At 57.4% G+C, this 25,235-nt stretch carries 20 protein-coding genes and 2 tRNA genes; 10 read left to right on the top strand and 12 right to left on the bottom strand.

The window, feature by feature from the left end; all coding sequences use genetic code 11:
• The first annotated feature begins 11 nt into the window (after positions 1–11).
• Positions 12–1,199, top strand: coding sequence for an ATP phosphoribosyltransferase regulatory subunit (locus AC27HQ_RS03915; protein WP_487154679.1), 1,188 nt, complete (start codon positions 12–14; stop codon positions 1,197–1,199).
• A 50-nt stretch (positions 1,200–1,249) separates the two neighbouring features.
• Positions 1,250–2,539: an adenylosuccinate synthase gene (locus AC27HQ_RS03920; RefSeq protein WP_487154680.1), complete on the top strand. Its 1,290-nt coding sequence runs from the start codon at positions 1,250–1,252 to the stop codon at positions 2,537–2,539.
• 141 nt (positions 2,540–2,680) lie between these two features.
• Here the strand turns inward: AC27HQ_RS03920 and AC27HQ_RS03925 are convergent.
• Together AC27HQ_RS03925 and AC27HQ_RS03930 are read right to left on the bottom strand one after the other, a co-directional pair.
• Positions 2,681–2,767: transfer RNA gene (locus AC27HQ_RS03925), tRNA-Leu, on the bottom strand.
• 50 nt (positions 2,768–2,817) lie between these two features.
• Positions 2,818–2,904: transfer RNA gene (locus AC27HQ_RS03930), tRNA-Leu, on the bottom strand.
• A gap of 182 nt (positions 2,905–3,086) precedes the next feature.
• Between AC27HQ_RS03930 and rnr the strand changes: the two genes are divergently transcribed.
• From rnr to AC27HQ_RS03970, 8 genes are all read left to right on the top strand, one after another.
• Entirely contained in the window at positions 3,087–5,633 is a 2,547-nt protein-coding gene (gene rnr / locus AC27HQ_RS03935; RefSeq protein WP_487154681.1) for a ribonuclease R, read from the top strand.
• Between the two features lie 30 nt (positions 5,634–5,663).
• Positions 5,664–6,407 carry a 23S rRNA (guanosine(2251)-2'-O)-methyltransferase RlmB gene (rlmB, locus tag AC27HQ_RS03940; RefSeq protein WP_487154683.1) on the top strand — a complete coding sequence of 248 codons (744 nt, stop codon included), beginning with the start codon at positions 5,664–5,666 and terminating at the stop codon, positions 6,405–6,407.
• Between the two features lie 214 nt (positions 6,408–6,621).
• Positions 6,622–7,053, top strand: coding sequence for a 30S ribosomal protein S6 (rpsF, locus tag AC27HQ_RS03945; protein WP_487154684.1), 432 nt, complete (start codon positions 6,622–6,624; stop codon positions 7,051–7,053).
• Between the two features lie 42 nt (positions 7,054–7,095).
• A complete protein-coding gene (gene rpsR, locus AC27HQ_RS03950; RefSeq protein ID WP_487154685.1) occupies positions 7,096–7,326 on the top strand; it encodes a 30S ribosomal protein S18 in 231 nt (76 codons plus the stop codon).
• A gap of 38 nt (positions 7,327–7,364) precedes the next feature.
• Complete coding sequence (locus tag AC27HQ_RS03955; protein ID WP_487154686.1) at positions 7,365–8,258, top strand: hypothetical protein; 894 nt, start codon at positions 7,365–7,367, stop codon at positions 8,256–8,258.
• Between the two features lie 18 nt (positions 8,259–8,276).
• Positions 8,277–8,723, top strand: a complete 447-nt coding sequence (gene rplI / locus AC27HQ_RS03960; RefSeq protein ID WP_487154687.1) for a 50S ribosomal protein L9 — start codon at positions 8,277–8,279, stop codon at positions 8,721–8,723.
• 240 nt (positions 8,724–8,963) lie between these two features.
• Positions 8,964–10,367: a replicative DNA helicase gene (gene dnaB / locus AC27HQ_RS03965; protein WP_487155005.1), complete on the top strand. Its 1,404-nt coding sequence runs from the start codon at positions 8,964–8,966 to the stop codon at positions 10,365–10,367.
• Positions 10,368–10,381: 14 nt separating this feature from the next.
• Entirely contained in the window at positions 10,382–12,610 is a 2,229-nt protein-coding gene (locus AC27HQ_RS03970; protein ID WP_487155006.1) for a YgiQ family radical SAM protein, read from the top strand.
• 179 nt (positions 12,611–12,789) lie between these two features.
• Here AC27HQ_RS03970 and AC27HQ_RS03975 read toward each other — a convergent pair whose 3' ends face one another.
• The 10 genes from AC27HQ_RS03975 to aroQ all read right to left on the bottom strand — a co-directional run bounded on the left by AC27HQ_RS03975 (position 12,790) and on the right by aroQ (position 25,103).
• Positions 12,790–15,513: a response regulator gene (locus tag AC27HQ_RS03975; RefSeq protein ID WP_487154688.1), complete on the bottom strand. Its 2,724-nt coding sequence runs from the start codon at positions 15,511–15,513 to the stop codon at positions 12,790–12,792.
• Between the two features lie 184 nt (positions 15,514–15,697).
• Positions 15,698–16,972 carry a phosphoribosylamine--glycine ligase gene (purD, locus tag AC27HQ_RS03980; RefSeq protein WP_487154690.1) on the bottom strand — a complete coding sequence of 425 codons (1,275 nt, stop codon included), beginning with the start codon at positions 16,970–16,972 and terminating at the stop codon, positions 15,698–15,700.
• Positions 16,973–17,081: 109 nt separating this feature from the next.
• A complete protein-coding gene (gene purH / locus AC27HQ_RS03985) occupies positions 17,082–18,686 on the bottom strand; it encodes a bifunctional phosphoribosylaminoimidazolecarboxamide formyltransferase/IMP cyclohydrolase (protein ID WP_487154691.1) in 1,605 nt (534 codons plus the stop codon).
• A 179-nt stretch (positions 18,687–18,865) separates the two neighbouring features.
• Positions 18,866–19,192: a DNA-binding transcriptional regulator Fis gene (gene fis / locus AC27HQ_RS03990; RefSeq protein WP_487154692.1), complete on the bottom strand. Its 327-nt coding sequence runs from the start codon at positions 19,190–19,192 to the stop codon at positions 18,866–18,868.
• Positions 19,189–20,187 carry a tRNA dihydrouridine synthase DusB gene (dusB, locus tag AC27HQ_RS03995; protein ID WP_487154694.1) on the bottom strand — a complete coding sequence of 333 codons (999 nt, stop codon included), beginning with the start codon at positions 20,185–20,187 and terminating at the stop codon, positions 19,189–19,191. Before dusB ends, fis begins: the two co-directional genes overlap by 4 nt.
• Positions 20,188–20,354: 167 nt before the next feature.
• Positions 20,355–21,743 carry a DUF3426 domain-containing protein gene (locus AC27HQ_RS04000; protein WP_487154695.1) on the bottom strand — a complete coding sequence of 463 codons (1,389 nt, stop codon included), beginning with the start codon at positions 21,741–21,743 and terminating at the stop codon, positions 20,355–20,357.
• A 51-nt stretch (positions 21,744–21,794) separates the two neighbouring features.
• Positions 21,795–22,682 (bottom strand): 50S ribosomal protein L11 methyltransferase, encoded by an 888-nt coding sequence (gene prmA / locus AC27HQ_RS04005; protein WP_487154697.1) that lies wholly within the window; start codon positions 22,680–22,682, stop codon positions 21,795–21,797.
• Positions 22,683–22,805: 123 nt separating this feature from the next.
• Positions 22,806–24,146 (bottom strand): acetyl-CoA carboxylase biotin carboxylase subunit, encoded by a 1,341-nt coding sequence (gene accC, locus AC27HQ_RS04010; protein WP_487154698.1) that lies wholly within the window; start codon positions 24,144–24,146, stop codon positions 22,806–22,808.
• Between the two features lie 19 nt (positions 24,147–24,165).
• On the bottom strand, positions 24,166–24,627 hold the full coding sequence (gene accB, locus AC27HQ_RS04015) for an acetyl-CoA carboxylase biotin carboxyl carrier protein (protein ID WP_487154699.1): 462 nt from the start codon (positions 24,625–24,627) through the stop codon (positions 24,166–24,168).
• Positions 24,628–24,650: 23 nt separating this feature from the next.
• The gene (aroQ, locus tag AC27HQ_RS04020) at positions 24,651–25,103 is read right to left on the bottom strand and encodes a type II 3-dehydroquinate dehydratase (protein WP_487154700.1); all 453 of its coding nucleotides are present in this window, start codon (positions 25,101–25,103) and stop codon (positions 24,651–24,653) included.
• Between the last annotated feature and the right edge of the window lie 132 nt (positions 25,104–25,235).

The raw sequence follows: 25,235 nt of genomic DNA on the forward strand, positions 1-25,235 counted from the left end.
AAGGTTTGAAAATGCCCACTGTTGATAGCTGGTTGTTACCTGACGGTATTGAAGAGGTGCTCCCCCAGGAGGCTGCCCGTATCGAGGCAGCACGCCGGCAACTGCTGGACCTGTTTGCTTCCTGGGGTTATGACCTGGTGATTACCCCGCATATCGAATATGTCGAATCCCTGTTGACCGGTGCAGGTCATGATCTTGAACTGCAGACGTTCAAGATGATCGATCAGCTCTCAGGTCGGATGCTTGGCCTGCGGGCGGATATTACGCCGCAGGTGGCGAGGATTGATGCGCATACCCTGGGTGCTGATACGCCGAGTCGACTTTGCTATTGCGGTAGTGTCATGCATACCCGGCCTCGGGCACTATCCAGTGCGCGGAGTCTGATTCAGTTGGGCGCTGAACTCTATGGTGATGCCTCCAGCGCCAGCGACATCGAGATTATTACGCTGATGCTTGAAACGCTGCGCTCTTGTCGCGTCGCCGATGTGCATCTGGATATAGGTCATGTCGGTATTTATCGTGGCTTGGTGCAGGCTGCTGACGTGAGTGAGGTTGTAGAGCAAAAGCTCTTTGACGCCCTGCAGCGCAAGGCGACCGACGAAGTGCGTGCCTTGTCCGAGCAGATTGGGCAGTCGTCCCTGGCGGCCATGATTTGCAGTCTGGTTGAGCTTTCCGGTGGTCTGGAGGTGCTTGACCGGGCCCATGTTTTGCTGGACGGGGCCCCTGAAGTAGTTATGGCGGCGTTGGATGATCTGGCGGAGATTGCTCAGACCCTGACGCGCCAGTATCCCGATATCCCGCTGTATTTTGACCTGGGCGAGTTGCGCGGCTATCACTATCACACCGGTGCGGTGTTCGCCGCCTTTGTGCCCGGCGTCGGTCAGAGTATTGCCCAGGGTGGACGTTATGACGATATAGGGCAGTATTTTGGTCGAGCTCGCCCGGCTACCGGGTTTTCCACTGACCTGCGCTTGCTTGTCGAGCGTGGACAGATCACCGCTTCCCAGCGTCGTGGCATCTGGGCTGCGAACGCCACGGCTGCCGGTTTGCAGCTTGAAGTCATGCGTCTTCGACAGTCTGGAGAGCGCGTGGTAGTGGCGCTACCCGGACAGCTGGATATTGACGCCATGGTCTATGGCTGCGATAGGGTGCTGCGCTGGCAGGGCGATCAGTGGCAGGTCAGTAATCTGAATTCATGATTAGATAGGCCCTTTGGGGTCATCCAAATGTTAGCGAGGCAAGAGCTGAAATGGGTAAGAACGTAGTCATCCTGGGCACCCAGTGGGGCGATGAAGGCAAAGGCAAGATCGTTGATCTGCTGACAGATCAGGTGGCGGCCGTCGTTCGCTATCAAGGCGGGCATAATGCCGGGCACACGCTGGTAATCGATGGGGAGAAAACCGTTCTGCACCTGATTCCCTCTGGGATCCTGCGCGAGAATGTTCGCTGTTTTATCGGTAACGGTGTGGTGCTGTCTCCCGAGGCGCTGCTAAAGGAGCTGACTGAGCTGGAAGCCAAGGGTGTGCCTGTTCGCGAACGTTTGCGCATCAGCCCGGCCTGCCCGCTCATACTGCCTTACCATGTCGCCCTCGATCAGGCGCGCGAGAAAGCCCGTGGCGAAGCCAAGATTGGTACCACTGGTCGAGGTATCGGGCCGGCCTATGAAGACAAGGTGTCGCGTCGCGGGCTGCGGGTTGCCGATCTATTTCACCGCGAACGCTTTGCTGCCAAGTTGGGCGAAGTGCTGGATTATCACAATTTTGCCCTGCAGCACTATTACAAGGTTGATCCGGTTGACTTCCAGAAAACCCTGGATGAAGCCATGGGTTATGCGGAATGGTTGAAGCCCTTGATGACCGACGTTACGGCACGCCTGCACGAGCTGCGTCGTGAAAGTGCCAATATCATGTTCGAAGGTGCCCAAGGCTCGCTGCTGGATATCGATCATGGTACCTACCCCTTTGTTACCAGCTCCAACACCACCGCCGGTGGTACCGCGACCGGTTCGGGTTTTGGTCCGCTGTATCTGGATTATGTGCTGGGGATCACCAAGGCTTACACTACGCGAGTTGGTTCTGGCCCCTTCCCGACTGAGCTGTTTGATGATGTCGGTGCGCGCCTTGCTGAGCGTGGTCACGAGTTTGGCTCGACCACCGGTCGGGCGCGTCGTTGTGGCTGGTTTGATGCGGTTATCCTGCGTCGGGCCATGGAAATCAACAGTATCAGCGGTCTGTGTCTGACCAAGCTGGACGTGTTGGATGGCCTGGACGTGATTCGCATCTGTATCGGTTATCGCAATGAAGAGGGTGCTGTGATTGAAGCGCCGACCGATGCAGACAGCTATTTGGGTCTGGAGCCGGTGTACGAGGATGTCCCGGGCTGGTGTGAATCTACGCTGGGTATTCAGGCGCTGGATCAGCTGCCGGCTAATGCACAGGCCTACATCAAGCGTATCGAAGAGTTGGTCGGTGCGCCGGTGGATATTATCTCCACGGGTCCGGACCGCAACGAAACCATCATACTTCGCAAGATTTTCTAAGTCGTAGTAAACAGAAAAGCGCCCTACGGGGCGTTTTTTTGTTTCTCCCGCGCGCATGTTGACAGGCTGCGCGAGCAGTAAAGAATCGATTATTTGACGTTGTGGGGTTAGAAAAAAGGAGGGTTAGAGCTAAAAGCAAGATGGTGCCCAGGAGAAGACTCGAACTTCCACGGCCGTGAGGCCACCAGCACCTGAAGCTGGCGTGTCTACCAATTTCACCACCTGGGCATTGCGTGCAGCACGAAGCGCTTCATGAGATAGTGCGTGAAGCTTGAAAATGGTGCCCAGGAGAAGACTCGAACTTCCACGGCCGTGAGGCCACCAGCACCTGAAGCTGGCGTGTCTACCAATTTCACCACCTGGGCGTGCAAGCATTACAGGAGTGCTAAGCTTGAAATAACTTGTATTTCAACCTGCAACCCTTGATGCATCAACGGCGCGAATATTACGTAGCGGTTCCCGCCTTGTAAAGCCCCGGGTGAAAAATTTTATCCCCGCACCGGAAATAAGGTGCATGAAACACGGATTCGCGGTTCAATAGAGGCCTATGACGAAAAAATCAATATCCAAAGACTCGGCCTCCCCGTCGAGCAACTCCAAACGTTCTTCCGCATCACCGGCCAACTGGGCAAGCATTGATCCAGAAGCCAAACGCGAAGCACAAAATTACGACAACCCCATCCCCAGTCGTGAACTTATCCTGGCCCTGCTTGAAGAGCGTGGTGCTCCCGCTACGCGCGCGCAGCTGCAGGATGAGTTCGGCATTACCGATGAAGAGGGCGTAGAGGCCTTGCGCCGGCGTTTACGCGCCATGGAGCGTGATGGTCAGCTGATCTATACCCGCCGCGGTGCTTACGCGCCAGTCGACAAGCTGGACCTGATCAAGGGTCGAGTGCAGGGACATCGCGATGGTTTTGGCTTTCTGGTACCGGATGAGGGTACTGAAGATCTGTTTCTCAGCCCGGCGCAGATGCGCTTGGTGTTTGATGGTGATCGGGTTCTAGGTCGTATTACCGGTGTTGATCGCCGTGGCCGCAGTGAAGGTACCATTGTCGAGATACTCGAGCGTGCCCATGAGGTGCTGGTAGGCCGCTACTACAATGAAAACGGTATCGCCTTCGTGGTGGCGGATAACGCCAAGATCAACCATGAGGTGCTGGTGACGCCGGGTTGTGACGGCGGTGCCAAGCATGGTCAGTATGTCGAGGTAAAGATTACCCATTGGCCGACCATGCACCGCCAGTCACAGGGTGAGGTCATCGAAGTGGTGGGGGACTACATGGCCCCCGGGGTTGAAATCGAGGTTGCCCTGCGCAGTTACGATATACCCAGCGTATGGCCCCAGGCGGTGCTGGATGAAGCGGCAAAGCTTAAAGACCATGTTGAAGAAAAGGACAAGCTTAAGCGCGTCGACCTCAGGCATCTGCCCCTGGTCACCATTGATGGCGAAGATGCCCGCGACTTCGATGATGCCGTGTTCTGTGAGCCGCAGAAAGCCAGTGGCTGGCGTCTGTTTGCCGGTGGCTGGAAGCTTTACGTGGCGATTGCCGACGTCTCGCATTATGTGCCGGTAGGCTCGGCACTGGATGCCGAAGCTGAACTGCGCGGTACCTCGGTGTACTTCCCCAGTGAAGTGGTACCCATGCTGCCCGAGGCTATCTCCAATGGCCTGTGTTCGTTGATGCCTAAAGTTGATCGGTTGGCCATGGTCTGTGAAATGACCGTATCGAAAAGCGGTGAGCTGACCGACTATCAGTTCTATGAGGCGGTCATTCATTCGCACGCACGCCTGACCTACAACAAGGTGTCCGCCATGCTGGAGCACCCGCGTAGCCAGGATGGTGCCCGACTACTTGGTGAATATGCCGATGTTGTCCCGGCCCTGAAAAATCTTTATGAGCTATACAAAGCATTGGCCAAGGCCCGTCAGGGGCGTGGTGCTATTGATTTTGAAACCACCGAGACGCGCATTGTCTTTGGTGAGAATCGCAAGATTGCAGAGATTCGGCCAACCACGCGCAATGATGCGCACAAGATTGTCGAGGAATGCATGCTCTGCGCCAATGTCGCTACAGCACGCTTTCTTCAGGATCTTGAGATGCCAGGCCTGTACCGTGTGCATGACAGTCCCCAGCCGGAAAAGATCGAGCGCCTGCGTCAGTTCCTGGGTGCCATGGGCATGAGTCTGACCCGCAAGAAAGGGGATCCGACGCCTGAGGATTACAGTGCCGTATTGCAAAAGGTTCAGGGGCGCCCGGATGCTCAGCTGATTCAGACAGTCATGCTGCGTTCATTGAGTCAGGCCGTCTACAGCCCGAACAATGCCGGGCACTTTGGTCTCAACTATGAGGCGTATACGCATTTCACTTCGCCCATTCGCCGCTATCCTGATCTATTGACCCACAGGGCTATACGCAGCGTCGTGCGCTCGCGGAAGAAGACCGATCGGGTGCAGCGTGCCGGTGCTGGCGTACTCCCTAAGGCCTCGATTTACCCTTATGATCACGCCGCCCTCGAGCGTCTTGGTCAGCAGTGCTCGCAGAACGAGCGACGTGCCGATGAGGCCACCCGTGATGTGGTCAGCTGGCTCAAGTGCGAGTTCATGAAGGATCGGGTTGGCGAGAGTTTTGATGGTTTGGTTACAGCGGTCACCGGTTTCGGTCTGTTTGTCGAGCTCAAGGATATCTACGTGGAAGGGCTGGTACATATTACCGCCTTGCCAGCCGACTATTACAACTTTGACGCGGTGCACCACCGTCTTGTCGGTGAGCGTTCAGGCAAGAACTTCCGTCTTGGTGATCAGGTTCGCGTGCAGGTCGCTCGGGTCGACCTGGATGAGCGCAAGATCGACTTCGAAATGGATAAACAGCAGCCGCAGGCAGCCAGTACAGTTGAAGCCAGTCGCGCCGTCCGCCAGAAGCTGATGGATGATGCCAAAAAAGCCGGTGGCAAGCCCTCAGGTCGTGCGCCAAAGTCTGGCGGCAAGGGTGGTCGTAGTGCTGCTCCGGCGTCAGCAAAGCCGGCTGGCAAAGCACCCTCTGGAGCGCCCGCACGTGCCCCGCGTGCACCCCGTGCTCCGCGCAAGCGCAAGTAACAATAAACGGATCGGCAGGGCACAGACAGAATGAGTGATATTGAATACGTCTACGGTATCCATGCCGTACAAGCCATGCTGGAGCGCTCAGCCAAGCGGGTAAAGCGGGTAACGCTGGTCCGTGGGCGTCTTGATGCTCGTGCTCAGGTCCTGCTGGATCTGGCCGCCAGCGTGGGTGTCAGCGTCAATCGTGTCGCTCCCGAAGAGCTCGACAGGCTGGTAGATGGCGTGCACCAGGGTGTGGTGGCTGAAGTGGCCGCCAGCCAGATGTGGTCAGAAGAGATGCTTGACAATCTACTGGAAAAGCTCGAAGAGCCAGCTTTGCTGCTGGTGCTGGATGGCGTGACAGATCCGCATAACCTGGGTGCGTGCCTGCGCAGTGCTGATGCGGCGGGTGCCCATGCTGTTGTCATCCCGCGGGATCGCTCGGCCAGTCTGACGCCTGCAGTGCGCAAGGTGGCTTGCGGGGCGGCAGAAACGGTTCCGCTGGTTGCAGTGACCAATCTGGCCAGAACCCTCAAACAGCTCCAGCAACGCGGTTTATGGGTGGTCGGTACCGCCGGTGAGGCCGACCAGCTCCTCTATCAGGTCGATCTCAAAGTGCCCAGTGTTATCATCATGGGCGCAGAGGGGGCTGGCATGCGTCGCTTGACTCGCGAGCACTGCGATTACCTGGCCAAGCTGCCCATGGCCGGTGCTGTCAGTAGCCTGAACGTCTCGGTTGCCGCCGGTATTTGCCTTTTTGAGGCTGTTCGGCAACGCAACAAGGCTTGAGCTGCAAGCTGCAAGCCGCAAGCTACAAGCTTTAAGCCAAAAGCCAAAAGCCAAATCCACTACGGTCTGCTTGCAGCTTATGGCTTAAAGCTTGCCGCTATCCCTTAAAGCTTGCAGCTTCCCACCCACTCCCCTAGAATGTGCGCCCCAATCTAGAGTTCTACTCCTTGCCAGACCATGTTGGGTGGCTGGCTATAACCCGTAAGGAGCACTTATGCGTCATTACGAAATCGTTTTTCTGGTACACCCGGATCAAAGTGAGCAGGTCGGCGGTATGGTCGAGCGCTACACTAAGCTGATCGAAGAAGATGGCGGCAAGATTCACCGCCTGGAAGACTGGGGCCGCCGTCAACTGGCTTACCCAATCGACAAGATCCACAAAGCCCACTACATCATGCTTAACGTCGAGTGCAGCGCCAAGGCACTGGAAGAGTTGACTGAGAACTTCCGTTACAACGATGCCGTTATTCGTAACATGGTCATCCGTCGTGAAGAAGCCATCACCGAGCAGTCTGACATGCTCAAGCCTGAAGATACCGGCCGTGGTGAGCGTCGTGAGCGCCGTGAGCGCAGCGATGATGATCTCGATACCGACAACGACGGTGACAACGTCAACGACGACGACACAGACGGCGACGACGAGTAAGTCAAACCGGTCCCTTTTTTCAGAATCCTAGGAGACGCTGCCATGGCACGTTTTTTCCGTCGCAGAAAGTTCTGCCGTTTTACCGCTGAAGGCGTTAAAGAGATCGATTACAAAGATCTGAACACCCTGAAAGCCTACGTTACCGAAACCGGCAAGATCGTACCCAGCCGTATTACCGGTACCAAAGCCAAATACCAGCGTCAGCTGGGTGTTGCCATCAAGCGCGCCCGTTATCTGGCCCTGTTGCCCTTCACCGACAGTCACGGTCGTTGATAGGCAGTTGAATTCCTGATCAGGGGATGTGAACCGGCATGCGCGCCTTGGCAGAGTACATTATGCGCGGTCGCAAGGAAGCCACACTGGTTGTGGCGATTGCCTCCGCAGTACCGCTGCTGTTTCTGCTTGCTGCTGCAGCAGTTGCCCTTGTGGTATTGCGGCGCGGACTCAGCGAGAGCCTGCCGGTAATCGGCTGGGGTATATTGCCAGCCGTAGCCTGGGTTTTTATGGGCGATATCACGCCGCTGCTGGTCATTATTGGCAGCGCCGCGCTCGCGGTACTTTTGCGCGAGCGCGCCAGCTGGTTACAGGTCTTAATGGCTGTAGTGCCAATAAGCTTGCTGTATACGCTGGTGTTGATGCTTGTATTGCAAGAGCCGATGGCCGGGCTGGTGGCGCAGCTGGAAACAGACTTGCCTGAGGTGCTCTCTGCCAACGGTGTAGACGAGTCTGTTCAGCTTATGGTTATCGGTTTGCTCAAGCCTTTGCTGGCAGGCTCCTTCGGCATGTTCAACGGCCTTATGGTGTTGATCGCGCTGATGATAGGTCGCTCATGGCAGGCCGGCTTGTATAACCCGGGTGGGTTTCGTGCTGAGTTTCATCAGTTGCGTCTGCCGCCTGTCATGGCCGCCATGTTCTGGTTGTTGTTCCTTGGAACATTGAAACTGGGACAATTTGCGATCATGGCGCCTATTGCAACCTTGCCGCTGCTGATAGCAGGTCTGGCGGTGCTGCATGGGGTTGTCGGCTTGAGGCAGATGGGCATTCAGTGGTTGGTGGTAGTCTACGTGCTGCTGGTTATTGCTGCGCAGGTGGTGTACCCCCTGATTATGGTTTTGGCACTCATTGATAGTCTGTTCGACTTTCGTTCACGTCTTGCGCCGGCCTCGGGCCCCCGTGATGACAACGATCCGAACGGCCAAGATTGAATAAAAGAGGTTATCGAAATGCAAGTTATCCTGCTCGAAAAGATCGCGAACCTGGGTAGCCTTGGCGACAAGGTTAACGTCAGTGCTGGTTACGCTCGCAATTTCCTGCTGCCCTTTGGCAAGGCTACGCCTGCCACTGCGGCCAACCTGGAAGCCTTCGAAGTGCGCCGCGCTGAACTCGAGCGTATTGCGGCCGAGAAGAAAGCTGAAGCTGAAGCCCGTGCGGCCAAGCTGGTAGAGCTGAGCGTCACCATTGCAGCTAACGCGGGTGAAGAAGGCAAGCTGTTTGGTTCAATCGGTACCCGTGATATTGCGGACGCCGTGACTGCCGCTGGTGTTGCTATCGAGAAAAGTGAAGTGCGTCTGCCGGAAGGCCCGCTGCGCAATGTAGGCGAGTTTGAAGTCGCTCTGCAGTTGCACAGTGATGTTGAAACCAGCGTCAAGCTGATCGTAGTAGCCGGTTAATCCGGGTACTCGCAACTGCTCGAGGGCCATTGATCTGCCTTGGTGGATCAGGGGTGAGTTGAGTGGGCTTTGCAGTTAGACTGTTCAACACGGTGCCTGTCTCTGACAGGCGCCGTGTTGCTGTTTTAGGCTGTCACTGAATAACGGCAATGTTTTTTGCCTGAATTGTCCGGCTAAATGCCTTTCGGTGATGTGCTGTGTGCCTTACTGCTGTTTTCAGCCTGTACCGAGTCTGTGCCGATGAACGAGTCGAATTACAGTGATACCGCGGAACTTGACCTGCAGACATCTGCACTGAAGATCCCCCCGCACTCGATTGAAGCCGAGCAGGCTGTGCTGGGCGGTGTCATGCTGGAAAACAACACCTGGGAGCGTGTGTCTGAGCAGTTGGCTGAATCGGATTTCTACCGCCATGACCATCGGCTTATCTTTCGCGCACTGGCCAGTCTGGCTGGGCGCAACCAGCCCTTTGATGTGGTCACCCTGGCCGAAGAGCTGGACCGTGAGGGCCTGATAGATCAGGTTGGTGGGCTTGCCTACCTCGGCCAATTGGCCAAGAACACCCCCTCTGTAGCGAATATTACCGCGTATACCCAGATCATTCGTGAGCGCGCGACTCTGCGCAAGTTGATCAGCACCAGCTCTGATATTGCCGATAGTGCCTTCAACCCCAAGGGCAAGCAGGCCAACGAGATCCTTGACGAGGCCGAACGGCAGATCTTTGCGATTGCCGAAAGTCGCCCTAAAACCGGTGGGCCGGAATCGGTCAATACGCTGCTGACCAAGGCCATCGACCGGATTGATACGTTATTCAACAGCGATGGCGCGCTGACCGGGTTGTCTACGGGATTTACCGATCTGGATGAGATGACATCAGGTTTACAACCGGCTGATCTGGTCATCGTGGCTGGTCGTCCGTCAATGGGCAAGACCACCTTCGCCATGAATCTGGTCGAGAACGTGGTGATGCGTTATGACAAGGCGGTACTGGTGTTCTCGCTGGAGATGCCCGGTGATTCACTGGTTATGCGTATGCTGTCATCACTCGGTCGTATCGACCAGAGCAAGGTGCGCTCCGGGCGGCTGGATGACGATGACTGGCCACGGCTGACTTCGGCGGTCAACCTCTTGAATGATCGCAAGCTTTTCATCGATGACACCGCTGGCCTGTCACCGATGGAGATGCGTGCCCGTGCCCGCCGTGTCGCGCGTGAACATGGTGAAATCGGTCTGATCATGATCGACTACCTGCAGTTGATGCAGGTGGGTGGCTCGTCGGAAAACCGTACCAATGAAATTTCCGAGATTTCACGCTCGTTGAAGGCGCTGGCCAAGGAGTTCAATGCGCCTGTGGTAGCCTTGTCACAGTTGAATCGTTCGCTGGAGCAGCGCCCGAACAAGCGCCCGATCAACTCGGATCTGCGCGAGTCGGGCGCCATTGAGCAGGACGCTGATATCATCATGTTCGTCTACCGGGATGAGGTATACCATCCCGATACCCAGGATCAGGGTATCGCCGAGTTGATTATCGGCAAGCACAGGAATGGCCCGATCGGTACTGTCCGTATGGCCTTCATGGGAAAATTCACCCGATTCGAGAATCTCGCACCCGGCTCCTATTCCGGGTACGGAGATATGGAGTAAGCATGTCCATCAGCATGCCGGCTGCCAAGCCGCTGTTTGATTATCCCAAGTATTGGGCCGAGTGTTTTGGTCCGGCGCCTTTTCTCCCCATGAGCCGTGAGGAGATGGATCTGCTTGGCTGGGATAGCTGCGATATCATCGTGGTGACCGGTGATGCCTATGTTGATCATCCATCCTTTGGCATGGCGATCATCGGACGGCTGCTCGAGGCTCAGGGTTTCCGCGTCGGCATCATCAGCCAGCCGGACTGGCAGAGCAAAGACGCCTTCATGCAGCTGGGGAAGCCGAATCTGTTTTTCGGTGTCGCCGCCGGCAACATGGATTCGATGATCAACCGCTATACCGCCGACCGCAAGATCCGTTCCGATGATGCCTATACCCCCGGCGGCATTGCTGGCAAGCGGCCGGACCGCGCCAGTCTGGTTTACAGCCAGCGTTGCCGCGAGGCTTACAAGGACGTGCCGATTGTGCTGGGCGGCATTGAAGCTTCATTGCGGCGCATTGCCCACTACGACTACTGGCAGGACAAGGTCAGACATTCACTGCTGCTCGATGCCAAGGCCGATATCCTTTTGTATGGCAATGCCGAGCGCGCCGTGGTGGAAGTGGCGCAGCGCCTGAGTCGGGGGCAGTCGATTCACGACATGACCGATATCCGCGGTACCGCCTTTATCCGCCGAGATACGCCTGAAGGCTGGTTTGAATTGGACTCTACCCGCATAGATCGCCCGGGTAAGGTCGACAAGATTATCAATCCTTATGTCAATACTCAGGATACCGCTGCCTGCGCGGTCGAGCAGGCCCGCGGCGAGAATGCCGAGCAGGGTGAAGGCACTGACGTTCAGGTTATTGAACTACTTCCGCATCCGCGATTGGAGCGTGACAGAACGGTTATACGCTTACCTTCCTTCGAGAAGGTAAAAAGTGATCCGGTGCTCTATGCCCATGCCAACCGGGTATTGCACCTGGAAACCAATCCAGGTAACGCGCGGGCGTTGGTTCAGCGCCATGCGGATAAGGATGTGTGGTTTACACCGCCGCCGATTCCGTTGACTACCGAGGAGATGGACTACATCTTCGGTTTGCCCTATGCGCGCATACCTCACCCGGCCTATGGTGATGCCAAGATTCCGGCGTACGATATGATTCGTTTCTCGGTGAATATCATGCGTGGCTGCTTTGGTGGTTGTACCTTCTGTTCGATTACCGAGCATGAGGGCCGTATTATCCAGAACCGTTCGCATGACTCGATCATCCGGGAAATCGAAGAGATTCGTGACAAGGTACCGGGTTTTACCGGCGTCATTTCCGACCTCGGTGGGCCGACCGCGAACATGTACCGCATCGCCTGCAAGAGTCCCGAGATAGAAGCAGCCTGTCGCAAGCCCTCGTGCGTTTATCCGGGGATTTGTGAAAATCTGAATACCGATCATTCCTCCCTGATTGGCTTGTACCGCAAGGCCCGTGAACTGCCCGGCGTGAAAAAGATCCTGATTGCTTCGGGATTGCGTTATGACCTGGCAGTCGAGTCCCCCGAGTACGTCAAGGAGCTGGTCACGCATCATGTTGGCGGTTATCTGAAGATTGCCCCTGAGCATACCGAGCAAGGCCCGTTATCGAAAATGATGAAGCCCGGTATCGGCAGTTATGACACCTTCAAGCGCCTGTTCGAGAAATACTCCAAGGAGGCGGGCAAGAAGCAGTATCTGATCCCGTATTTTATTGCGGCGCATCCGGGTACATCGGATGACGACATGATGAACTTGGCCTTATGGCTGAAAACCAACGGTTTCCGTGCCGACCAAGTGCAAGCCTTTTATCCGTCACCGATGGCGACGGCTACGGCCATGTATCACTCCGGGAAAAACCCGCTGCGCAAGGTCAGCTACAAGAGTGATGGCGTGGCAACGGTCAAGGGCGAGCGTCAGCGACGTTTGCACAAGGCCTTTCTGCGCTACCATGACCCGAAAAATTGGCCCTTGTTGCGCGAAGCCCTGAGCGAGATGGGTCGGGCAGACCTGATCGGTAACGGCAAGCAACACCTGATCCCGACCTATCAGCCTGCGGTAGAGGGCTATGCCAGTGCCCGGCGGAAGAATTCGACGCCAGCGGGCAAGACCGGCCCCAAACAGGGCAACATGCAAACCCAGCATACTGGTTTGCCACCCAGAGAGACGGGGGCGGCAAAAAAGCCGGCGAAGCGCAAGCCGGGTCGTTCAACGCCGCGTCTATCATCGCGATAAGGATAATCTAGTGTGACCGAGCAAGGCTTCAGGCTAGGCTGTAGTTGTCTGAATCAGGAGTTGGGTCATGCGCATATTATTGCAGAACCAGTCGTGGTATAGCCTGCAGCTGACGCTGCAAGCCTATGCCGTGAATATTGCGGCAGCACAGGGCGGGGCATATTAAAAATAGTGGGCAGTTAGCTAGGGACTTTTTTGCGCTCTATCCAGTAATTCAGCTTCTCGCGCAGCTGCGCCAGCTCAACCGGTTTGGCAATGTGACCATCCATGCCCACGCGCCGCGAGCGTTCGCGGTGTTCGGGGAGTATGTGCGCCGTCAGGGCAATGATCGGGATAGGCGGGCGACCACTGCTCTTTTCCCAGGCGCGAATCTGTTCCGCAGCAGTAAATCCGTCCATCTCCGGCATTTCGCAATCCATCAGAATCAGGTCGTATTCACCGCGCTTGGCGGCATCGACCGCTTCGGCACCGTTCTTCACAGAATCGACATGCATGTTTAACTTGCCTAGCATGCCGCGAATGACCTTGGTTGAGATCGCATTGTCCTCGGCAACCAGTATGCGAAAACCACTATCGGACTCTTCGGGCGGGCTTGTGTGCTCCGCAGTGGCAGGGTCTCGCAAGGCATGCTGCTGCCATTCATCAATCAGCGTCGTTCTCAAGGTATAACCGGCAACGGGCTTGCTCAGGATGCGACGAATACCGGCATTTCTGGCAATGATGCGACTCGGGGCCTGACTTACACCGGTCAGCATGATGATCATCAACTGGCCATTGAGGGCGGGTTCATCCTTGATTCTACTGGCAAGCTCTAGCCCGGTCATACCCGGCATGGACTGGTCAACCAACAGGATATCGAAGGCGTTACCCAGGTGAGCCTGGGTGCGCAGCAGGGCGAGAGCCTCCTTGCCGCTGGCTACGCCCTGTGCCTGCATGCCCCAGGCATTGCACTGTTGCTGCAGAACCTTGCGGCAAGTGGCATTGTCGTCAACGATAAGGACATTCCTTTCCTGCAGGCAACGCCCCTCAGCGTCGCCTTCAACACAGGGCTCGGTGGGGCTGATGGGCAGGGTAAACCAGATCGAGTTACCTTGCTCGGAGGCATACTTGATGCCTAACTGCCCGTCCATCATGCGGATCAGTTGACTGGCGATCACCAGCCCAAGATGCCCGCTGCCATCGGCCTGATCGAGTAATCGGGAGGTGTTTGGCAGGTTCTTCAGCAGGCAGTCCCGTGCCTGTTCGGGCAGGGCGGCTCCGGAATCCTGTACGGCGAAATGCAGGCCATGGTCTTCATAGCCGACAACCAGAAGAATCTCACCTTGTTCTGTAAAACGCAGGGCATTGCTCAACAGATTCATCAGAATCTGCCGCAGGCGCGTAGGGTCACCCTGTATGGTGCGGGGTACATCGGGATGGACAAAACCAATGAGCTCAATCGATTGGCCGTCGGCTCGATTGCGAAAGATATCCAGACAGTCGTTGACCAGAGCATGGACATCAAACTGGACTGATTCCAGGGTCATTTGTCCAGACTCAAGCCGCGACATGTCGAGAATCTCGTTGATCAGATTCAACAGGTCATTGCCAGAGCCATGGATGGTTTGCACATAGTCACGCTGTTTGGCGGACAAGGCGGTATCCAGCAGGAGTTCCGACATACCCAATACGCCGTTCATCGGCGTGCGAATCTCATGACTGATACGCGCCAGAAACTCGGCCTTGGCGCGACGTTCAGCCTGGTGTGTAGCCTGTGTCTGCCGTTGCCCGACACGCTGAGCCAGATTGCGTTGCAGGCGAATATGCAGGCTCCAGGCAAAGGCAACCAAGGCCAGCCAGAGCATGAAGTCACTAACGCTGTTATTGACCTGCTGGGCGTTGTCAATGTGTCCGACAACTACGGCGGTCAAGAGGAACAGGGCGCCAGCTAAAAAAGGCCTGTCCAGTGGTTGCCGACGTAGCCAGAGAAAGCCCAGCAGGCAAAGACAGAGCAGCGGTAATCCCAGTTCGGCAAGCAGAAAAAAAGGCTGCTGCAGCGCTGGCCTGTAGGCCACAACCATGGCCATGAGAGCCATCAGCAGGCTGGTAATGACAATCACCCCTGGCCAACGACCCGATTGCTTCAGGCTTGGGCCGGGTAACAGGCTTAACAGTAATAAACCGGTAAAGGCGTAGGCCAAGAGATGCAGCAGACTGGCTACGCGTCCTGCCAGCCATGGCATCAACTGTACCAGCCAACTGATACCTGACATGGCCTCAAATGCCAGCATCAGTGAACCCAGGGCCAATAACAGGTGAAACGGGTCACGGCTGATGCTGCCGTGCAGCAAACCATGTAATACCAAGGCCAGCATGAAACCAATCAAAACACCCTGCAGGGCTTGTTGGGCAGCGTGGTGTGACACGGCCTCTGCTGCCGAACGCATTTCCAGGCGGGTACTCAAGGGGTAGTCGCTCTGCAGGCGCAGCAGAAGTTGATACTCGCCTCTGGCTTCAGTGGTAACCGGGAAGGCCAGGCCTGGCAGTAATTTGGACGTCGAGGGTCGCTGCTGCAGCGTGCCAGCCTGGTGTTGGGATATCAGCTCGCCGTTGCGCACAATGTACAGATTGACCCGTTGAATGGCCGGGTTATCCAACTGCAGCACCTGGGCGTTGCCGCGCTCCAGGGCAAACATCAACCATAGTGCCGAACCGTCACCGGGGATTTTCACAGAGCCGGCGGGACTGGGAATAAAACGGTTGGCATAACGATTGGAGGTTATATCGTCCAGCGTCAGACTGGCGCTGGTATCAACGAAGCTCTGATAGGGCTGCTCACCGGTTTCGGTTGCCACTACCCAGTTGCTTGCTATCAGGATCAGGCTCGCCAGTGCAGCGAGAAAAAGCCAGCTTGCTTGCTTCACTATGTGTGCGTCCTGTCCTTGGGCTGTGAGTCAAATCGGCCTTTAATCCAAGACAGTATAGTTGAGCCGTTGCGGATCACCTATGGACTGTCCAGCCGCATTACTGTCCTTATCGGCCAGCATCACGTTACTTATCGGACAGTCGCATGCCGCGGCGGTTCCGCGGCAGCGATGAGTCAGCCGGTTACTCGCGGGCAATCGCCCGGTAGCCTATGTCTCGACGGTAGAAGCAGCCTTCCCAACTAACGCCGGCGGCCAGTTCGTAGGCGCGCTTCTGCGCCTCGCGAACACTGCTGCCAAGTGCTGTAGCGCACAACACCCGGCCGCCATGGGTCACGACCTTGCCGTCCTGCAAGGCTGTGCCGGCATGGAATACCTTGGCATCGCTGCTGCCTGCTGTCAGGCCAGTGATTGCGTGGCCCTTGGCGTAGTCTGCCGGGTAACCGCCAGCGGCGAGTACCACGCCCAGGCTTGGGCGCGGATCCCAGTGTGCTTCGATCTGGTCAAGTTGGCCCTGTAACGCCGCCTCGACCAGTTCAACCAGGCTGGATTGCAGACGCAGCATGATCGGTTGGGTTTCCGGATCGCCAAATCGACAATTGAATTCGATCACCTTGGGCGCGCCGTTGCCATCAATCATCAGCCCGGCATAGAGAAAGCCGGTATAGACGTTGCCTTCGGCGGCCATGCCGCGCACGGTAGGCCAGATCACTTCGTCCATGACCCGCTGGTGTACCTCGGGGGTAACGACTGGTGCCGGTGAATAGGCGCCCATACCGCCAGTATTGGGACCCGTATCACCGTCACCGACGCGTTTGTGGTCCTGGCTGGTCGCCATGGGCAGAACATGTTCGCCATCCACCATGACAATGAAGCTGGCTTCTTCGCCATCCAGAAACTCCTCGATGACTACCCGGGATCCGGCGGCACCAAAGGCATTGCCGGCTAGCATGTCACGCACGGCATCCTCGGCTTCCTGCAGGGTCATGGCGACGATCACGCCCTTGCCGGCAGCCAAGCCATCGGCCTTGATGACGATCGGGGCACCTTTGCTGCGCAGGTAGGCCAGTGCCGGTTCAATCTCGGTAAAGTTCTGGTAGTCGGCCGTGGGAATCTGATGACGCGCCAAAAAGTCCTTGGTAAAGGCCTTGGAGCCTTCCAGTTGGGCGGCGGCGGCGGTCGGACCAAAACAGCTCAGGCCGGCACTGCGGAAACGATCAACTACCCCGGCGACCAAGGGTGCTTCAGGGCCGACTATGGTCAGTGCCACATTGTCGCGGGCAAAGGCCACCAGTGCGTCCAGATCCAGTACGTCGATAGCCAGATTTTCGCATTTGGCCTCGGTCGCCGTGCCGGCATTACCCGGTGCCACAAAGACCTTGTTAACGCGGCTGTCCTGCGCGACCTTCCAGGCCAGCGCATGCTCGCGTCCGCCGCTACCGATAATCAGTACATTCATAGATCTCTCCTGTGGAGAGAGCGCCAAGCTACAAGCTACAAGCTACAAGTAAAAGCGAATGCAGATCGCCCTTGCTTGCCGCTTGTAGCTTGCTGCTTGCCGCTCGCAGTTAGTGTCTGAAATGCCGCATGCCGGTAAACACCATGGCCATGCCGGCTTCGTCGGCGGCGGCAATCACTTCGGCGTCGCGCATTGAGCCGCCGGGCTGAATCACCGCGCTGATACCGTTGGCAGCAGCATTATCGATGCCGTCACGGAACGGGAAGAAGGCATCGGAGGCCATGACCGCACCCTGAACCTGCAAGCCGGCATGCTCGGCCTTGATGGCGGCAATGCGTGCCGAGTTGACGCGGCTCATCTGGCCGGCGCCGACACCGACCGTCTGGCGGTTGCGAGCGTAGACGATGGCATTGGATTTGACGAACTTGGCCACTTTCCAGGCGAAGATCAGGTCGTGCATTTCCTGTTCGGTCGGCGCGCGCTTGGTCACCACCTTGAGGTCGGCTTCGGTGATCATGCCGATGTCGCGGCTCTGAATCAGCAGGCCGCCGTTGACCCGTTTGAAGTCCCAACCGGCGGCGCGTTCGGCTCCCCACTCGCCGCACTCAAGCAGGCGCACGTTGGCCTTGGCAGCCACTATGACCCTTGCAGCTGCACTGATCTTGGGGGCAATGATCACTTCGACGAACTGACGATCGACAATGGCCTGGGCGGTATCGCCGTCCAGCTCGCGGTTGAAGGCGATGATGCCGCCGAAGGCAGATTCGTTGTCGGTATCCCAGGCCAGGTCATAGGCTTTACGAATGCCGCCATCGGCTTCTGGTACAACCGCAACGCCACAGGGATTGGCGTGTTTTACAATGACGCAGGCCGGCTTGCTGAAGCTTTTGACACACTCCAGCGCGGCATCGGTATCGGCCACGTTGTTGAATGACAGTTCCTTGCCCTGCAACTGCACGGCAGTGGCAATGCAGGCCTCGGCAGCGTGCTCGACGTAAAAGGCTGCGCTCTGGTGCGGGTTCTCGCCATAGCGCATGTCCTGTGCCTTGATGAACTGGCTGTTGAAGGTGCGTGGGAAAGTAATACGGCCTTCAGTTGTCAGCTTCTCACGACCCTGGTCAATACTGCCCAGGTAATTGGCGATCATGCCATCGTAGGCGGAGGTGTGTTCGAAGGCCTTGAGCGCCAGATCAAAACGCTCGGCGTAGGTCAGGCCGCCGCTCTTGAGCGAAGCAACAATGCCGGCGTAATCACTGGCGTTGACCACGATCGCCACGTCCTTGTGATTCTTGGCCGCGCTGCGGACCATGGTCGGGCCACCGATGTCGATATTTTCAATCGCGTCGGCCAGGCTGCAGTCGGCTTTGGCAACCGTAGCAGCGAAGGGATACAGGTTGACCACGACCATGTCGATCGGCTTGATGCCGTGCTCTTGCATCACCTCGGTGTCCAGATCACGTCGGCCGAGTATGCCGCCGTGGATTTTCGGATGCAGGGTCTTGACCCGGCCATCCATCATTTCCGGGAAGCCGGTGTAGTCAGCCACTTCGATTGCGTTGATGGCCTGCTCGCGGAGCAGCTTGAAAGTGCCACCTGTGGAGAGAATCTCCACACCCTGGGCTGCTAGTTCACGGGCAAAATCGACAATCCCGGTTTTGTCAGAGACGCTGATGAGCGCGCGACGTACCGGCAGGCGGGTGGTTTGGTCGGTCATATTGGGTCCTGAATTGGTTGCTGATGTTTGTGGCTCGTTCGATTGCGTTCGCCGAATGCTTGAGGCTCAAGGCTGGAAGGTCTGGTGCAGAGTTGATTACATATTCCGCTCATTGACCTGGCGCTTACACCTGTACTTCCAGCGTCCAGCTATCAGCCTTGCGCCGCAGGCGCCGGCTTTTATAACAGTCCGTATTGTTTGAGTTTCTTGCGTAATGTGCCGCGATTCAGGCCGAGGATTTCCGAGGCACGGGTCTGGTTGCCCTTTACATGCTCCATCACACTTTCGAGCAGGGGTGCCTCTACTTCGCACAGGACCATATTGTAGACATCCGTTACATCCTGGCCGTCGAGGTGTTCAAAGTAGTTTTTCAGTGCCAGCTCCACGCTGTCTCTGAGGGTCTGACTGCTCTGGCTGAGCGGGTCGGGCGTGGTGCAGGGCAGGCTGTCGGGGAGTTCACTCACGGAATCTGTTCCATTAATTGCTGATGCATTCATAAGGCTCATGCCGCAAGGTCTCCTTCCAGCAAGCGGATAAAGAATGTCTGTATGCTCCGAACCTGCTGTTGTGGGCAGTCGATAGCATTGAATTGGCGTCTGAAATCCTCAGCGCCGGGCAAGGTCTGCAGATACCAGCCAACGTGCTTGCGGGCGATACGCAGGCCTTGCTCTGGTCCATAAAAGGCATGCAAGGCGTCGAGGTGCTCGAGCAAAATGCCCTGCTGCCAGTCGAGCGCCGGTTCTGGAAGATGCGTGCCATGCTGCAGGAAGTGATTGATTTCGTTGAAAATCCAGGGTCGACCCTGGGCTGCGCGACCGATCATGACGGCATCAGCGCCGGTCTGTTGCAGGACATCACGGGCCTTTTCTGCCGAGTCGATGTCGCCATTGGCAAACAGCGGGATATTGATGGCCTGCTTGATTTCGGCAATGGTCTCGTATTCGGCTTGGCCGGTATACAGTTGGGTGCGTGTCCGGCCGTGCACGGCCAGGGCCTGTATGCCACTATCCTGAGCAATTTTTGCGATCTGCAGGCCATTGCGCTGTTCAGCACTCCAGCCGGTGCGAATCTTCAGGGTTACCGGCAGGTTGACGGCCTCGACCACGGCGCTGAGTATCTCGGCTACCAGCTTCTCATCGCGCATCAGAGCCGAACCCGCGGCCTTGTTACAGACCTTCTTGGCCGGGCAACCCATATTGATATCGATAATCTGCGCGCCAAGTGCCTCGTTCATGCGCGCCGCCTCAGCCATCATCTGTGGTTCGCTGCCGGCGATCTGCACCGAGCGAGGCTCTGCTTCACCGACATGATTGAGGCGTTGACGGGATTTTCTGCTGTTCCACAGGCGGGTGTCACTGGTGACCATTTCCGATACCACCAGTCCAGCGCCAAGCCGGCGGCAAAGCTGACGAAAGGGCAGGTCTGTAACGCCAGCCATGGGCGCTAGTATCACGGGATTGGCAATCTGATAGGGCCCAATTCGGATCACTGCTAGGTCCATCCCTGTACTGTCAGCATGTCAGTGGCGCGCCCGACGCCCAGCGCGAGTGAGAGTTCTCAGCGCCGATGCCGGGTCAGGAAGTGTGAAAAGGGGAGCCATCATACCTGCTCTTGATGACCATATAAAGACTGGATTGGATGAAATTTGAACAGAAACGCCGGGGCTTCTCAGGGGCTTAGGAAGTCCAGGGTATAGCCGGCGGCGCTGGGACCTGGATCAAGCATATTCAGTCCAACGTGAACGGGGACTTGGGGTGGCATCTCTGTGACACCGGCCAGTTCACCGGCCAGATACTCTTCAGGTCGTACCTGTTTGCTGGTCAGTTCGCGCCCGTTCAGGTCACTGAAGCGCATGCGCAGCACCGGAAAAGGTTGGGCGAAGTCAGCACGGTTGTACAAAATCACATCTACCGCGAGCGCATTGGGGAATTCCGGATGGGGGCGAACAACCAGGTTGCTGCTGCGGATCAGATTGATATCCACCCGAGCAGGCAGTTCGCAGCCAGTCAGCAGGCAAATACGCTCGGCCAGGGGGCGGGTGCTCTGGTGATGGCTCAGTGCGGTGAAGTTATAGGCCAGCAGCTGGGCGATCAGCGTCAGGGCTGCCAGCAGGCTCAACAGGCCCCATAGCCATTGATGGCGAGGGCGACGAACCAGGGGGCGTTCATCGTCAAGCAACAGCAGCTCGTCATTCAGGTCGGGCAGTGACAGGGCGCGGCCGAGGGAAGGCTCCTGGCGGCTGGTCACCGGTGCAACGCTGCGGCCAGGCTTGCCGGTATTGTTGTCACGCAGAAAGATACCGTGGTCCTTGACCGGGGCGATCAGCGGCCGCATGGGCTCGGGAATAGCTGCGCCAAACAGGGTGTTTTGGCCGCGAAGCGAGCTATCTGCAGCGGTCTGCTTGGGTGGTTCGGGTATAAAGTCATCGGCCTTGGGTGTGGACAGGAAGTCTTCGTGCAGCTCCAGTTCAGGGCTGTCGTCTTCTTCGGTCCCCTCGGCGTCGACATAGGGGTATTCAAGGGCCGGATCGTACAGGCTATCGAGGTCGAAAAGCTCATCCTCGGTCTTTTCCTCAGCATCAGCTCCGCGTGCATCTGCCGGGTCTTCGGATTCCGTGAGCTCCTCGAGATCGAAGCGCAGGGCACGGGGTTCGGGTGTGAGCTCAGTTTGCGCTTCCGGCGGACTAGGGGTGGCCACGGGTGCAGGCAGGCTTTCCGCGGCGCGCGCTGTCGGGTTGATTTCCTCGAGGATGGATTCATCAAGGCCCAGATCCTTGAGATCCAGGTCATCCAGTTCAAGGTCATCGTGAATCAGCAAGCTGCCCTGACGCGCTACCTGCCCAAGCTGGGTTGATTCAATGGGCTTCGAGACCACTGAAGTGGGTTCTGGTCGGCTGACCTGGGCTGATGCGCGTTGGGCCTTTTTTTCAGGGTCAGCGTTGAACACTTTCAGGCAGGCGCCGCAGCGCACGTTGCCTGCGGCCGCCTGAAGATGATCATGCGACAGCCGGAAACGCGTCTGGCAATAGGGGCATTGCGCTACCAGCGATTCACTCATGTTGGAACGCTTATCCTTGGGGTTCGGTGGCCTATTGTGCCGTGAACAGCCTTATGCCGCCAAGTGGCGTCTGCCGCTGATTCTGATCCAGCCATCACGCTCGGCAACCGGGTCCAGTTCGAAGTGCTCCCGGTACGCGGCAAGGATGTCTTCAGTCTGTTCGGCCAGTATGCCGGACAAGGCAATCAAACCGCCTGGCTTGACCAGTGCGGTCAGTTCCTCGGCGAGCTTGACCAGCGGTCCGGCGAGTATATTGGCGACCACTACATCGGCGGCATGGCGTGGCATGTCTTCCGGTAAAAAGAGGGTCAGTTTGCTATCGGCAATCTTGTTGCGCTGGGCATTGTCGCGCGAGGCTTCCAGTGCCTGACTATCGATGTCGGTTGCCACGACCTGATCAGCGCCCAGCAGCAGTGCGGCAATGGCCAGAATCCCTGATCCGCAACCAAAGTCGATCACCTGCTGTCCGTCCAGCGATTGGCCATCCAGCCACTCCAGGCAAAGCGCGGTAGTGGGGTGGGTGCCGGTGCCGAAGGCCAGGCCAGGGTCAAGCAGCAGATTGACCGCGTCAGGTTCTGGTGCCGCATGCCAACTGGGCACAATCCACAGGCGCTGACCAAAGCGCATGGGGTGAAAGTGTTCCATCCAGCTGCGTTCCCAGTTCTGGTCGGCAATCTCCTGCAGTTCATGGGCGGGTAGTGGTCCTGGCCAGAGTGTCTGCAGACTGTCGAGCAATTGCGTGCGGTCGGTGCTCGCTTCGAACAGTGCCAACAGATGGGTATTGGACCAAAGCGGCGTGGTGCCCAGATCCGGCTCGAAGATCGGTTGATCCTCGGCATCCATAAAGGTCACGGATACGGCATCGAGAGCCAGCAGCATGTCTTCCAGCGGCTCAGCCTGTTCGGGGGTAATGGCCAGTCGCAGTTGCAGCCAGGGCATGGGGGCATTCCTCTGGTACAGCTTGTCGGCGCAGGCTGCGCGCTTCAAGCAACAGGAAAAACAACGGGAGCGACAAGTCGCTCCCGCAATGGTGGACCACAGTCCGCACGCTATGGTTGGCGCTTACTTGATGCCCAGCTTGTGCTCAAGGTAGTGAATGTTGACGCCACCCTTGCAGAAGCCTGGATCACGAACCAGGTCGCGGTGCAGCGGCGTGTTGGTCTTGATGCCGTCCACCACCAGTTCGTCCAGAGCGTTGCGCATGCGTGCCAACGCCTCATCCCGGGTCGCACCGTAGGTAATCAGCTTGCCGACCAGCGAATCGTAATTCGGTGGCACCTTGTAGCCACTGTACAGATGCGAATCGACGCGCACACCGTTGCCACCCGGGGCATGGAAGAAGGTCACGGTACCTGGGCTGGGCATGAAGGTTTTCGGATCTTCGGCGTTGATCCGGCACTCGATGGAATGGCCACGGATCGCCACGTCATCCTGGGTGATGCTCAGCGGCTGTCCGGAGGCAACCAGGATCTGCTCCTTGACGATATCAACGCCGGTGACCATTTCTGAGACCGGATGCTCAACCTGAACCCGGGTGTTCATCTCGATAAAGAAGAACTCGCCGTTTTCGTAGAGAAACTCGAAGGTGCCGGCACCGCGGTAGCCCAGGTCGATACAGGCCTTTACGCAGCGCGCTTGAACCATGGCTCGAGCCTTTTCATCGATACCTGGTGCGGGTGCTTCCTCGATGATTTTCTGGTGCCGGCGCTGCAGTGAGCAGTCGCGGTCACCCAAGTGCACGGCATGGCCCTGGCCATCGGACAGCACCTGGACTTCCACATGGCGTGGATTGGTCAGGAACTTTTCCAGATAAACCATGGGGTTGCCGAAGGCGGCGCCGGCCTCGGTGCGGGTCAGGCGAATCGATTTGATCAGTTCGGCTTCGTCATGCACCACGCGCATGCCACGTCCGCCACCACCACCCGAGGCCTTGATGATAACCGGGTAGCCGACGCGACGGCCGATGGCCAGACACTCTGCCTCGTCTTCCGGCAAGGGGCCGTTGGAGCCCGGTACGGTCGGAACACCGGCCTTGATCATGGCGTCAATGGCCGACACCTTGTCGCCCATCAGGCGAATAACATCGGCACTGGGGCCAATGAAGGTGAAGCCCGAGCGCTCGATCTGTTCGGCAAAGTCGGCATTTTCGGCCAGGAAACCATAGCCCGGGTGGATGCCATCGGCACCGGTCACCTCGGCGGCGGCAATGATGGCCGGAATATTCAGGTAGGACTCGCTGGCACTTGGCGGACCAATACAGACGGTTTCGTCAGCCAGGGCCAGGTGCATCAGTTCGCGGTCGGCGGTTGAGTGCACGGCGACGGTCTTCAATCCCAGTTCCTTGCAGGCGCGGATGACGCGCAGGGCAATTTCACCGCGATTGGCTATCAGTACTTTTTGCATCTAAGCCTCCGGGCCGGGCTCAGGCGATGCTGAACAGGGGTTGATCGAATTCGACCGGCTGGCCGTTATCCACCAGAATGGCCTGAATCACACCGCTCTTGTCAGCCTCGATGTGGTTCATCATCTTCATGGCTTCGACGATACACAGCACATCACCGGCCTTGACGCTATGGCCTACTTCAACGAAGGAGCCGGCTGCCGGAGAGGGTGAGCGGTAGAAGGTGCCAACCATGGGCGAACGCACCAGGTGACCGGCCGGTTCGGCCGGAGCGGCTTCTGCTGCCGGGGCGGCAGATGCAGGCGCAGCGGCAGGCGCAGGTGCCGCGGCCATGGGCTGAGGCGCATAGTACTGCTGCGGTGCAGCCATCTGTTTGCTGTGACGGCTGATGCGCACGGACTCTTCACCTTCGTGAATTTCCAGTTCGTCGATACCGGACTCTTCCAGAAGTTCGATGAGTTTTTTGACTTTGCGGATATCCATGGATTGTTACGCTCCAGAGCTGATTAGTGTTGTTCAGTTTGTTCGATGAGGTGTACGGCCGCGTCCAGAGCCAGCTGATAGCCTTTGGCTCCCAGTCCGCATATCACGCCTTGGGCGATATCGGAGAAGTAGGAGTGGTGGCGAAACGGCTCGCGCTTGTACACATTGGATAAATGCACTTCGATGAATGGGATGCTCACCGCCAGCAATGCGTCACGTATTGCCACGCTGGTATGAGTAAAAGCCGCCGGATTGATGATGATAAAATCGATGGCTTCATCCCGTGCGGCATGTATGCGTTCGATCAGTTCGTGCTCGGCGTTGCTTTGCAATGACAGCAGATGATGGCCCTGCAGGCTGGCCGTTTCGCGCAGTTGCTGGACTATCTGCTCCAGCGTGACGGCGCCATAGACGCCCGGTTCGCGGGTGCCGAGCAGGTTCAGGTTGGGTCCGTTGAGAACCAGGATGCTGGCCATTTTTATTGTCCACAGGCTGGGTAATCGAGTGACTGGAAAGTCATGGGTGAAGTCTGCCGCAATCCGTCGTGGCTGTCCAGAACCTGTGCAATGCCATCAGATGCCGGCATGATAGCCGCAGAAAGACTTAAA

Source organism: Halopseudomonas sp. 4NH20-0008 (assembly GCF_057548395.1).